The organism is Porphyromonas sp. C0041D3, from assembly GCF_056590575.1.
Genome location: NZ_JBWPWJ010000003.1, coordinates 141,041 through 153,553, shown reverse-complemented (window position 1 = coordinate 153,553; position 12,513 = coordinate 141,041). Strand labels below are relative to the sequence as shown.

Genomic DNA, 12,513 nt, shown 5'->3' with positions numbered 1-12,513 from the left:
TCGTAGTATATTTGCCCTCAATATGGGAATTATACCGAATAAGAATATTTTGCGCGAGGAGGCAGTAGCAGGTCGGCAATCCTCTGCGCACCGGTCGATGCCGATGTCCAAGGGGCTGCTTGCCCTCTCGCCCCTCCTCTTTTTCCTCATTTTTTACCTCGGAGTCAGCCTGCTGGTCCACGACTTCTATGCCGTCTCGATCACGGTCGCCTTTTGCCTTACGGCGATCTATGCGATGGTGTTGCCTGACGGACACTCTCTCGAGAGGCGCTTAGAGACCTTTGCCCGAGGGGCGGGCGATAGCAACGTCCTGCTGATGATCTGGGTCTTCATCCTTGCGGGGGTATTCTCCTCCGTGGCACAAGCGATCGGAGCCATCGATGCGACGGTGGGGCTGCTGCTCTCACTGCTCCCGTCGAGGGTAATGTATGCGGGGCTATTTGTCGTCAGCTGCTTCATCTCCTTTGCCCTCGGATCGAGTGTCGGTACGATCGCTGCTCTCGTACCTATAGCGAGCGGGATGGCGACGGAGATGGGCGGAGGCGCCGGGCTGATCACAGCGATCATCGTCGGTGGTGCATTCTTCGGCGACAATCTCTCATTCATCTCTGACACCACCATAGCCGCCACCCGCACGATTGGCGTGCGGATGAGGGATAAGTTTCGCGCCAATGTCCTGATAGCACTACCGGCTGCCCTACTCACGCTCCTGCTCTACCTGATGCTCGGTCAGGAAGTGCCGGAGGCGATGGTCAGCACCACCGGCTCGTGGTATCTGATGATGCCCTACCTGGCTGTGATCCTCCTCGCCGTCAGTGGGGTAAATGTCCTAGTCGCCCTGACCGCAGGCATCCTCCTCTCGGTGCTGGTGGGTCTCGGTAGCGGCTCCATCACCTCGGTCGAAGTGATGAAGACAGCAGGCAAGGGGATCGCCGGGATGAGCGACCTGATCATCGTGACGCTGCTTGCCGGTGGCTTGCTGGAGCTGATCCGTCAGCGTGGCGGGATAGACTTCATCGTCGAGCGCTTGACCAAGCGTGTGTCCGGAAAGAGGTCGGGCGAACTCTCCTTCGCCGCCCTTGTGGGACTGGCCAATGCCTGCACGGCCAATAATACCATCGCCATCCTGACCACCGGTGGGATCGTGCGAGACCTCGGCGCGAGGCTGGATGTCGACCCACGGCGGACAGCCAGCATCCTCGACATTACCTCCTGCATCGTGCAGGCTGTCCTCCCCTATGGCGCTCAGATGCTGATCGCCTCGGGGCTCACAGGGCTCTCCGTGACGGAAATCCTCCCCTTCATGTACTACCCGATGATCCTCTCCGGGGTACTCCTGCTCTCGATCCTCCTTCGCTTCCCTTATCCGGGGCGGCATACCTTGCCTCAGCTCACCTATCGCTCAAAGCCGGAGCGCGCCGGCACTCCGGCATCGTAGTAGTGCTTGACGCACTGCATATCGGTCACTAAGTCTGCAGCGGTGATCAAGTCTGCCGGGGCATAGCGCCCTGTGCAGATCACCTCCACGTGCGGCTCTCGGGCACGGATCACCTCGAGCAGCTCCTCCACGGTGAAGAAGTGGAAGTAGAGTGCTATCGTCACCTCATCCAGCACCACCACATCCCACTCCCCCGTCGACATCACCTCCGCCGCCCGAGCCAGCCCCTCCCGTCCATGGCGCACATCCTCCTCAGACGGCTCGTGGATCAGTGCGCACCCGAGACCAAATTGCTCAAAGTGAATCGACGGCAGCAGCTCCTCTATCCGGCACTCGTGATACCGCATACTCTTGACGAATTGCCCTACGAAGACCCGCTTCCCGGCCAAGGCGGCACGCACCGCCAGCCCGATGGCAGCGGTGGTCTTCCCCTTCCCATCTCCGGTGTATACCTGGAGGTATCCTTTCTTCTCTCTCATAATAGCTCTTCTCTCCGCTTGACGAAAACAAAAGTAGTAAATGTCAGATTGATAGACAATCTTGCGATGCCAACAGACCTTGACGAGTCAATGATGGTCCTTTAGGTGGTAAGGATGTGGCGGTTTTTGGCTAAATTTATCCCATCAAAAACGGAATAGATAAAAACACACACACCTTAGACTATGGCTGAACTTCATCCCACCGAACTCTATGTCGACCGCGAGATCAAGCTCGATGATGACAATTACGTGGATCGAGATGAGAGCTGGATGTACTTCAATCACCGCATCCTCTTCGAGGCTCAGCGGGAGGATATCCCTCTCTTAGAGCGGGTCCACTTCCTCGGTATTTACTCGAATAACCTTGACGAATTCTTCCGCGTCCGCGTCGCCTCGATCCAGCGCAATATCGAGGATGACGACAGCGGGTCCGGCAAGGTCAAGCGGAGCAAGAAGCTACTCTCCAAGATCTATGAGCTCAACGAAGCGTACAAGCAGGAGGTGGACCGGACCTTCCGCAGACTGATGAAGGAGCTCTGGGAGGAGCATATCCATGTGGTCGATGAGACGATGCTGACGCCCGAGCAGGAGCATCAAGTATTTGACATCTATGCGCGGAAGCTGAGCTCGACGATCAATCCCCTCTTCCTTGATCGCATCCCAGACCCTCAGGAGCAGCTCGATGAGAGCAACTACCTCGCAGTGGACCTGAGGCAGGTCGATGACGAGGGCAAGGTGCAGAGGAGTGACATCGCTGTCATCCGTCTGCCACAGTCCGGGGAGGAGCGCTTCGTCCGACTGCCGGATGACCCGGAGGGGAATAAGTGTGTCATGTTCATCGATGACGTGATCCGGTACAATCTTAAGAACATCTTCGGTGGCCTTCCATACAATAGTTACGAGGGGTATACTTTCAAGTTTACAAAGGACGCCGATGAGGACTTGGTGGAGGACAATTCCTCCCTCGGCCTCCTGCAGCAGGTCTCTCGCGGTCTGAAGAAGCGGAGTCTCGGAGAGACGCTTCGTGTGGTCTATGACCGCAAGATGCCGAAGCAGATCCGGCAGATGCTCTTTGAGACTGCCGACCTGGATAAGAATGATGCCCGCGTCGCCGGGTCGAGGTACCACAATACCCGAGACCTGATGGACTTCCCCGACTGCGGTCGCACCGACCTCCTCTACACCCCGTGGCACCCGATTATCGGTCGGCATGCGGACTTTGAGACCGGTATGCTCGACTCTATCCGGCGTAAGGATCAGTGGCTCCACTTCCCCTACCACAGCTTCGACACCTTTGTCCGGGTGCTGCAGGAGGCGGCGATCAGTGAGGACGTGCAGGAGATCAAGGCGACGATCTACCGCGTGCCGCGCCACTCCTCTGTCGTCAAGGCACTGATGGCAGCAGCGCGCAATGGCAAGGAGGTGACCTGTGTGATCGAGCTGCTGGCGCGATTCAATGAGGAGAGCAACATCTCCTTTGCTCAGAAGATGCGGGACGCCGGCGTGCGGGTGCTCTTTGGTCCCGGGTACCTCAAGATCCACAGCAAGCTGGCGCTCATCAAGGCACGGAAGGGCAATATCGCCTGTATCGGCACCGGCAATATGCACGAGGGAAATGCCAAGACCTACACCGACTTCATGATGATGACTTCGCGTCGTGGCATCGTCAATGATGTCGAGCGGGTCTTTGACTTCATCGAGCAGCCCTACCTGGCGACGCACTTCAGGGAGCTAATGGTCTCGCCCAACTCCATGCGCAGCCGCTTCATCCGGCTGATCGACACCGAGATCCGGAATGCGGAGCAGGGACTGCCCGCCTATATCCACGTCAAGGTAAATCACATCGTCGACGAGGAGGTGGTGATGCATCTCTACCAAGCCTCGCAAGCCGGGGTGGAGGTGCGGCTGCTGGTGCGTGGCAATTGCTCCCTTGTGCCCGGGATCAAGGGGGTGAGCGACCATATATCTGTCAATGCGATCATCGACCGCTACTTAGAGCACTCGCGGATCTTCATCTTCTGCAACGGTGGGAGGCCGAAGTACTTCCTCGGCTCCGCCGACTGGATGAGCCGAAACCTGGACCGGCGGGTCGAGGTGGTTACCCCCGTCTACGATCCTGACCTCAAGCGCGAGCTGGAGCTGGTGGTCGACTACGGGCTGCGGGATGTCTCCCAGGGACACTTTGTCAATGAGCAGGGGCGCTGTCCGCGTCGACTGTCGGCTGAGAAGCCGTGGTTCCGCAGCCAGGAGGCTCTCTACCAGCATTATTTGGAGGAAATATAAAGGGATAGCATTATGTTTAAGAAAAAGCACTACGCCGCCATCGATATCGGATCCAATGCGGTCCGCCTGCTCATCAAGTGTCTCACTGATGATCCGGAGCAGCCACTCTCTAAGGTACAGCTCCTCCGCGTCCCCCTCCGTCTCGGTGAGGATGCCTTCGTGAAGGGGAAGATCTCCAAGGGGAAGGCAAAGGACCTGATCCGCCTGATGCTCGCCTACAAGTACCTCATGCAGATCTACGAGGTGTCTCACTATCGGATCTGCGCCACGTCCGCGATGCGCGATGCGACCAATGCCGCCAAGGTAGTCGACGAGGTCGAGGCGGCGACGGGATTTCGGATCGAGGTGATCTCCGGTGAGGAGGAGGCTCGTCTCGTGGGACACAGCCGGGTAAGACAGCTTGTCCGGGATGAGGAGACCTACTACGTCATGGTGGACGTCGGAGGTGGCTCGACCGAAGTGTCGATCCTGAGGGGGAGCCAAAAGGTGGACTCCCGCTCCTTCAATATCGGTACCGTACGACTGCTGAGTGGTCTGGTCCGCAAGTCGGAGCTGGAGGAGTACCACACGTTCCTCGACTCAATACATGAGCGCTGCGGAGATCTGGAGATCTTCGGCACCGGGGGAAATATCAATCGTCTCGCCAAGATCAATGGCACCCAGACCCCGTGGGGCAAGGAGATCACCACCCCTCAGCTCCACGAGATCTACGACATACTTGAGGGGATGGACCTTGATGAGCGTATGGCGAAGTACGGGATGAAGCCCGACCGCGCCGATGTGATCATCCCGGCGGCTCGCATCTTCATCGCTGCTGCCGACCGCCTCGGGACGACGAAGATCATGGTCCCCAAGCTGGGCCTCGCCGACAGCATCATCGACCGTCTCTACGAGGAGGACGAAGAGTAGGGCGCGTGAGTGAGGAGCGGATACGCTCGCTGAGGTATGGTGATCGGCCCGCCCTCTGGGTGCTGGTCGCCTGTCTCGTCGGCTGGATCCTTGCCTACCATCATCTCTTGCTCTATGGGGGAGTGGCGCTGGGATTACTCGCAGTCGCTGCTTTTCTCCTCTCTCGGAGGCGAGGGTGGAGGCTGGATCGCTTCTTCCTCCTTCTGCCACTCCTCGTGATTGCTTACGGCATCTATGCCGATCAGCGGTTCCGCTCGCTGGGATCAATGCCCCGCTCAGTTACGCTCCAGGATGCCTCGGTGAGAGTCAATTATCCCGTCGCCTCCTCGGCTGAGAGCGCCATCCGGTACGATGCGGCTCTGCTGACGGAGGGTGGAGGGGAGATCCCTATCCTCCTCACCCTGCCGGGAGAGTCGGTGGAGCTCTATGGGATGATGCTGCGGGGCGACCTCGACCTGGTCGCACTACTTGGCGACACACTTCCCGGCTCCTACGGGCGTTACCTCCTCGGAGAGGGGTATGTGGCTCAGGGGTATGGGCAGAGTTTAGAGACCGCCGGTCGGGCCCGGACCATCCGCTGTCGGCTGATGGAGGGACGGCATCACCTGATCAGCCGCTTCGACATGGCTGTCGGTGATCGTCTGACGGCAGCGGATAAGGGACTGGTCTATGCGCTCTGTCTCGGCGAGCGACTTCACCTACCTCGGTCGGTGAAGTCCGACTTTACCGCCTCCGGCGTGGCACACGTGCTAGCGGTGAGCGGGTATCACCTCGGGATCGTCTTCGGTCTGCTGAGCGGGCTCCTGGGACTTCTCCTCCCCGCCTACCGTCGCAGGAGGCTGCGCTACCTGCTGATCTTCTTCGGCCTGCTCCTCTACACACTGCTGACAGGTGCCTCGACCGCCACGATGCGCGCCTTCGTGATGAGTGGCATCTACCTCCTCGCCAAGCTCCTCGGGCGCCGAGCCGATCCGGTGCAGGTGCTGTCGCTGACCCTCCTCTTCTTCCTCTTCCTCAACCCTCTCTCGATCCTAAGCGTCGGTCTGCTCCTCAGCGTCAGTGCTGTCTGGGGGCTGATGAGCTTCATGCCCATCCTGCTCCGGCTGGTCAGCCCCTCACTCAGGTCGCTCCGCTTCGTCTGGAGTAGCCTCGCAGCCTGCATCTCGGCTCAGATAGGCGTGCTACCCTTTCTCTTCCTCTTCTTCGGTAGGGCAGCGGGGAGTATGCTCTGGAGCGCCATCCCGGTGGTGGCGCTGAGCGGTCTGCTCATCCCGGTGGGTCTGGTGACGCTTGCTCTCCCCTCGCTGCCGGGTCTCCCCCGGCTGCTAAGCCTCCTCTCCGGAGGGATGCGTGCGGTGACGGAAACCTTCGGCACACCGGCGCTGAGCCTCACCGTGACGATGCAGTACGACCTTGTCCTCGTCGTCCTCTACTACGCCATCGTCCTCACTGCCCGTGAGCTCTTCGTCCGCCTCTACAACCGCCGGACACCCTACGACTTTTTATAAGGAAAAACGGATACCATCATATGACTGACTCTTCAGCCCTCTGCTATCTTCTGAAAGAGAGCGAGCAGGAGTGCATCGTCCATGCAGCGGCCCGTCTGGCTCGGCGACTCCATGCCGGGCAAGTCGATAAGGCAGGCGTTGATTACTTTTCCGGTCACCTCATGACTGTGGCCTCTATGGGCACCACTTGGGAGGAGAGAGTGGTGGGCTACCTCCATGATGCCGCTGAGGATACGCCTTATATAGTGGACGAAGTTCTACACATGCTCGCTGAGGAGGTTGGCACCCCTCTGCCTGAGGAGTGCGTGGGTCGGCTCGCAGATGCTCTTCGTCTGCTCGATCATCACGCCTCGCCGGACCGTGAGAGCTACATCACGGCTGTGGGCACGTGCCCACTCGCCACCCGGGTCAAGCTACACGACCTGACTCACAATATGGATCTCTCCCGTCTCTCAAACCCTACTCGGCAAGACCTCGACAGACTGGAGCGCTATCGCAGGGAGTACGACTACCTCAGCAGTCTCTACTAAGAGACTTCCATGGCAGACGGGGAGACAAGGTATCGTCGTGTCCCATAGGTTTGTGTCGGCATTCGTCCGAGCATTTTTTCTTGATGCTCGGTCTGTCTCAGCTCGACCTGGTGTGGGGGTAAAGTGCTATCTTTGCTACATACCACTATAGACGATGAAAGGAATAGTACTTGCCGGCGGGAGCGGCACCCGTCTCTACCCGATCACGAGAGGGGTCTCCAAGCAGCTGCTGCCGGTCTACGATAAGCCGATGATCTACTACCCGATCTCCACCCTCATGCTGGCGGGGATCCGGGAGATCCTTATCATCACCACACCAGAGGATCGCGTCTCCTACGAGCGGCTTCTCGGGGACGGGAGGTCGCTCGGTGTGCGCTTCTCCTACGCCGTGCAGCCGGCACCGGAGGGGCTGGCTCAGGCTTTCCTCATAGGGCGCGACTTCATCGGGGAGGAGGATGTCTGCCTCGTGCTGGGGGATAATATCTTCCACGGTGCCACCTTCACCGGTCTGCTGGAGTCGGCTGTCCGGACGGTCGAGAGGGAGCGCCAAGCGGTGGTCTTCGGCTACCGGGTGAGCGACCCAGAGCGATACGGGGTGGTGGACTTCGATAGCGAGGGGCGTGTGCTCTCCATTGAGGAAAAGCCCAAGGTGCCGCGGTCTCACTTTGCCGTGGTGGGGCTCTACTTTTATCCCAATGACGTCATCCGGGTGGCGGAGGGTGTGAGGCCCTCGGCTCGCGGGGAGCTGGAGATCACGAGCGTCAACCAGCACTACCTCGCTGAGGGACGCCTCCGTGTGGAGCGCTTCCCGAGAGGCTTCGCCTGGCTCGACACCGGCACCCACCGGTCACTGAGTGAGGCGGGTGCTTACATCGAGGCGATCGAGAAGCGTCAGGGGCTGAAGGTGGCGTGCCTCGAGGAGATCGCCTACAGCCGAGGATACATCACGGAGGAGGAGCTGCGCCGGATCGCTGAGCCGATGCGACAGAACGAATATGGTCAGTACTTAATCTCTCTATTAGAAGAAGAATCGTGAATACCCCTAATGCTCATATCCTCGTCACCGGCGGGGCGGGCTTCATCGGCAGTGCGCTGCTTCGCCGTATGGTGGAGCACTACCCGGAGAGCCATTTCTACAACTTTGATGCACTCACCTATGCCGGCAATCTGGAGAACCTTGCTTCGGTAGAGGCGCACCCCAATTACCACTTCATCCAGGGCGACATCGCTGACTACGACTTCGTCCTCCGGATAATGCAGGAGTACCGAATCGATGGGATCATCAACTTTGCCGCCGAGAGTCATGTCGACCGGAGCATCAAGGATCCCTTCGCTTTCGTGCGGAGCAATGTCCGCGGCTGTGTCTCACTCCTGCAGGCAGCCTGCAAGGTGTGGCGGCAGGAGGGCGGCTTTGACGGCAAGCGCTTCTACCAGATCAGCACGGATGAGGTGTATGGTTCGCTTGGGCCGGAGGATCCCCCCTTCTCTGAGACCACCCGGTACGACCCTCACTCGCCCTACGCCGCCTCCAAGGCCTCGTGCGACCACTTTGTCCGCGCCTTCCACGACACCTACGGGCTGCCTACGCTGATCTCCAATTGCTCCAATAACTACGGCCCTTACCAGCATCCCGAGAAGCTTATCCCACTCTTCATCAATAACATCCGTGAGGAGCGTGAGCTGCCGGTCTACGGCGACGGCCGTCAGGTGCGCGACTGGCTCTATGTCGATGACCACGCTGCGGCGATCGACCTTATCTATCATGAGGGCAGGATAGGCGAGACATACAATATAGGTGGTCACTGCGAGCGGGAGAATATCGAGGTGATCCACACCCTTATCCGTCTCGTGGACGAGGCCCTGGGGCGCCCTCAGGGGAGCTCTGAGCGCCTGATCCGCCACGTGGGCGACCGCCCGGGCCATGACGTGCGCTACGCCATCGATGCCTCCAAGATCGAGCGCGAGCTGGGCTGGCGACCGGAGCATACCTTTGAGGAGGGACTTCGGAAGACGGTCGACTGGTACCTGACTAACGAGCAGTGGCTCGCCCACGTCACCTCAGGCGCCTACCGCTCCTACTACCAAGATATGTACTCGCACCGCTGAGATCCGTCAGATTTTGTAGGGAAAATGGTGTCTGATACCACTTACCCTGCAATAAATGACCAGAAAAGGACTGACCTATGGATGAGAAGGTACGGGTGACAGAGACGGAGATCGAGGGTGTGCTGATCCTCGAGCCGCGAGTCTACACGGATGAGCGAGGGTACTTCATGGAGAGCTACTCCCGCGAGAGATACGAGGCGATCTGCGGGACCACCTTTGTGCAGGACAATGAGTCAAGGTCGTCCTATGGGGTAGTGCGGGGGCTCCACTACCAGCGCGACCCCCATGCTCAGGCGAAGCTGGTCCGCGTCATCGTGGGGCGTGTGTGGGACGTGGCGGTAGACCTTCGCCCCGACTCTCCGACCTATGGGAAGCATATCGCTGTTGAACTGACGGAGGACAATCACCGGCAATTCTTCATCCCACGGGGCTTTGCGCACGGCTTTTGCGTGCTGAGCGACGTAGCGGTCTTCCAGTACAAGGTGGATAACTACTACCACCCCGAGAGTGAGGGAGCGGTGGCGTGGGACGACCCGACGCTCGCCATACCGTGGCCCATCCGCCCCGAGGAGATGATCCTCTCGGAGAAGGACCTCCACAATCCTCGCCTCTCCAGTCAGGATCTCGGCACCCGGATCCCCCTTTTCCCCCTCTGAGAAATAGGAAGACCGCACCATAGGCTAGCCTATGGTGCGGTCTTCTGCTTTATGTAAGGAGATTACTTCTTCGGGGCAACGATCTCCACCTCTACTGAGGCCGAGGCGTTTGATCCCCTGAGAGTGGCGGTCAGCTTGCAGCTGCCGGTCTCCCCGCTCGGGAGATTAAAGTTCCCCATGACAGCATTGTACTCCACTAATTTGCTATTGGAGGAGCTCCAGTCAAATTCGTATGCCGTGTCGCCCTCAAGTACCTGTCCGTCCTTATCCAGCACCACCGGTGTGAGGGCGAAGGAAGTGGTGTAGGTGCTGAAGGTGAGCTTCGCCGTCACCTCCTCATCCACACCGTCCACCTCATGCATGATGGCAACGCGGGCACCTGCAGGGAGCGTCACGCTCTCTTGCGTAGCTTTCTTCACGATCACCTTGCACTCAACCGGCTTGGCGCCCTTGGCTGAGATGGTGACGGTGCAGTCCCCTTCGTTTATACCCTCGACGGAGCCGTCGTTATTGACGAGCGCAATGGTGATCTCACCCTTCCCCTCGATGTACTTCTTGCCGCCCTTGAAGGAGAAGGAGACTGTCTCTCCCTCTGCCGGAGCCGGGGTGAGGGTAGGCTTGATGGTGATCTTCTTCCCCACCTCGACGGTGTACTCCTGCTGGTCCGTTGTGATGGTGTAGGTGTACTCCCCGGGATTGGGCTCGGGATTGGGAGTGGGATTGGGAGTGGGCTCCGGATTGGGAGTGGGCTCCGGTGTCTTCCCGCCCTCATCGATCACCTCGAGGGTACAGGTGGCGGACTTGCCACTGGAGAGACGGGCGGTAATGATCGCCTTGCCTGCCTTGACTCCCTTCGCCTCACCGCTGCTCCTGTCGACCTGAGCCACCTCGGGGTCGGATGAGCTCCAGGTGAGCTTGATGCCCTTGGCGTCCTTCGGGGTGATGGTGGCGGTGAGCTTGAGTGTCTCGCCCACCTTGAGCTTGGCGGTGCTGGGACTGATGGTCACGGTGGCGCTCTCCGGTGTCGGCTCGGACCCCTCGCCGGGCTTTTTGCAGCCGGGCAAGGTCAGGAGGAGCAGAGTGACGGAGAGGAGGAGGGCTCTGAGTTTGATTTTCTTCATGGTGTACATTATTCTTGATTGTTTTGGTTAGCAAAAAAGTACGGCTGATACCTTTACGGCCGTATGTCATTCCTTAGGAGCCTCCACGACCAGCGTGCAGACATCCTCTGCGCCATTGGCGAGGGAGGCGGTGATGGTGACGGTGCCGGGTTTGAGGCCGGTGATCCAGGCGGCACTGATGCCGGTGCGTGGCTTGGTAGGGGTCCCCTTCACCTCCGCGATTGAGGGGTCGGAGCTGGTCCATGTGACGGCGGTCTCCTTGGCATTACGCGGAGAGACCTTGGCACGGATGAAGAATTCCTTCTGCCCGACGGTCATCCGGTAGCTATGCCCATCGACGAAGGTGACATTGGGGTTGTAGAGCTTCTTCGGAGGGATGGTGAGGAGTGTCGCCGCCTGCTTCTCGAAGTCTGTGGTCGAGTTATTCGTGTCCTGGAAGCGCTCGCCATTATACTTCCGCTGCAGGGAGTAGCCCCGCCAGCTTCCCTGCTGTGCATCGCTCTCCCTTCCCTCCCGGACGCTATTGTACCCGGCATCGATCTCCTTGGAGACTCGGGTGCGCTTATAGTTTTTCTGGGGGCAGATCGAGACCGCATCGATGACCCACTCATTGGGGAGCTTGACGCAGTGGGCATCGCCCTTGACGTGCGCCTTGTGGTGGGGTGTCTCGAGGCTGTGGAAGGAGTTTTCGTGTCCGGTCTCGTAGTCCCACCAGTACGCCTCTTGATCAAGATCTGTCGGGGGGACTCCCAGCTTGACGAGGAGGAGGGTCCGGTTTTCCGGGACATCAAATTGTCCCTCGCACTCCGGATTATTGTACTGAAAGCCCGCAAAGACGGGGATCAGGTTAGGCACCGTGTTGGTGTCCTCGAGGTAGTAGAAGTAATTGTTCCGCATCTGTGATGGGGTGAGCCACTCGAAGTCGGCACCTGACAGGTCGCACGCCTTCTTATTCTCCGTCGAGGTACCACCGATGAAGAAGCTCTCGCTGACGAAGGTGTACTTCTTCATCATCTCCTCTCGACTCAGTGTGTGATTGATCGCCACCGCTGTGAGGACTTTCTCCTCTCCCGGATTGATGGGATAGTCGTGTCCGCTCCCGGGGAACATCATGATGTTATCCACCGGGCAGTGAGTTTCGGTAAATTCCTCGTCCCCCTTGAGGTCGATCGCCAGATCCATCTGGAATGCCGTCCTCGCTATGCAGAGACTGTCGAGGTAGATCACCTTGGAGGTGGGATTGTAGATGATAATGTACTTGTCGTAGTCGTAGGATGCCGGTCCCACAAAGCCGCTGCCCCACTTTACATCGGGGGTGTAGGTGCCGGAGCTGAATACCTCCTTGATCATCAAGTGGTCGTCGCTGACCCGCTTCTCTTCCTCCTCCGGTCGAGTGAGTCCGAGGCAGCTACTGAGGAGTAGCACTAGTAGCGGAAGGAGGTAGGAGGGATGTATCTTCGTTTTCATGTCGATAGGATTGTGT

General features: G+C 59.0%; 11 protein-coding genes. 8 read left to right on the top strand and 3 right to left on the bottom strand.

Features of this window, described 5'->3' with window-relative positions; genetic code table 11:
• Positions 1-22: 22 nt before the first annotated feature.
• A complete protein-coding gene (locus AC1EKE_RS03165) occupies positions 23-1,438 on the top strand; it encodes a Na+/H+ antiporter NhaC family protein (RefSeq protein WP_480308155.1) in 1,416 nt (471 codons plus the stop codon).
• On the opposite strand, the gene AC1EKE_RS03160 is transcribed toward AC1EKE_RS03165, so the two are convergent.
• Positions 1,396-1,917 (bottom strand): cob(I)yrinic acid a,c-diamide adenosyltransferase, encoded by a 522-nt coding sequence (locus AC1EKE_RS03160; RefSeq protein WP_296158624.1) that lies wholly within the window; start codon positions 1,915-1,917, stop codon positions 1,396-1,398. The genes AC1EKE_RS03165 and AC1EKE_RS03160 overlap by 43 nt on opposite strands.
• A 183-nt stretch (positions 1,918-2,100) precedes the next feature.
• Between AC1EKE_RS03160 and AC1EKE_RS03155 the strand changes: the two genes are divergently transcribed.
• The 7 genes from AC1EKE_RS03155 to rfbC all read left to right on the top strand — a co-directional run bounded on the left by AC1EKE_RS03155 (position 2,101) and on the right by rfbC (position 9,909).
• Complete coding sequence (locus AC1EKE_RS03155; protein WP_480308153.1) at positions 2,101-4,200, top strand: RNA degradosome polyphosphate kinase; 2,100 nt, start codon at positions 2,101-2,103, stop codon at positions 4,198-4,200.
• A 12-nt stretch (positions 4,201-4,212) separates the two neighbouring features.
• Positions 4,213-5,109, top strand: a complete 897-nt coding sequence (locus AC1EKE_RS03150) for a Ppx/GppA phosphatase family protein (RefSeq protein WP_296158622.1) — start codon at positions 4,213-4,215, stop codon at positions 5,107-5,109.
• A gap of 5 nt (positions 5,110-5,114) precedes the next feature.
• Positions 5,115-6,617, top strand: a complete 1,503-nt coding sequence (locus tag AC1EKE_RS03145; RefSeq protein ID WP_480308152.1) for a ComEC/Rec2 family competence protein — start codon at positions 5,115-5,117, stop codon at positions 6,615-6,617.
• A 20-nt stretch (positions 6,618-6,637) separates the two neighbouring features.
• Positions 6,638-7,147, top strand: a complete 510-nt coding sequence (locus AC1EKE_RS03140; RefSeq protein WP_480308150.1) for a phosphohydrolase — start codon at positions 6,638-6,640, stop codon at positions 7,145-7,147.
• Between the two features lie 154 nt (positions 7,148-7,301).
• The gene (gene rfbA, locus AC1EKE_RS03135; protein ID WP_480308149.1) at positions 7,302-8,183 is read left to right on the top strand and encodes a glucose-1-phosphate thymidylyltransferase RfbA; all 882 of its coding nucleotides are present in this window, start codon (positions 7,302-7,304) and stop codon (positions 8,181-8,183) included.
• Positions 8,180-9,253 carry a dTDP-glucose 4,6-dehydratase gene (gene rfbB / locus AC1EKE_RS03130; protein ID WP_480308148.1) on the top strand — a complete coding sequence of 358 codons (1,074 nt, stop codon included), beginning with the start codon at positions 8,180-8,182 and terminating at the stop codon, positions 9,251-9,253. Before rfbA ends, rfbB begins: the two co-directional genes overlap by 4 nt.
• A 77-nt stretch (positions 9,254-9,330) precedes the next feature.
• On the top strand, positions 9,331-9,909 hold the full coding sequence (gene rfbC, locus AC1EKE_RS03125) for a dTDP-4-dehydrorhamnose 3,5-epimerase (protein ID WP_480308146.1): 579 nt from the start codon (positions 9,331-9,333) through the stop codon (positions 9,907-9,909).
• Positions 9,910-9,971: 62 nt separating this feature from the next.
• Here rfbC and AC1EKE_RS03120 read toward each other — a convergent pair whose 3' ends face one another.
• Both AC1EKE_RS03120 and AC1EKE_RS03115 read right to left on the bottom strand, forming a co-directional pair.
• Positions 9,972-11,030 carry an Ig-like domain-containing protein gene (locus AC1EKE_RS03120; protein WP_480308144.1) on the bottom strand — a complete coding sequence of 353 codons (1,059 nt, stop codon included), beginning with the start codon at positions 11,028-11,030 and terminating at the stop codon, positions 9,972-9,974.
• 66 nt (positions 11,031-11,096) lie between these two features.
• Complete coding sequence (locus AC1EKE_RS03115) at positions 11,097-12,497, bottom strand: DUF4876 domain-containing protein (protein ID WP_480308142.1); 1,401 nt, start codon at positions 12,495-12,497, stop codon at positions 11,097-11,099.
• Positions 12,498-12,513 lie beyond the last annotated feature (16 nt).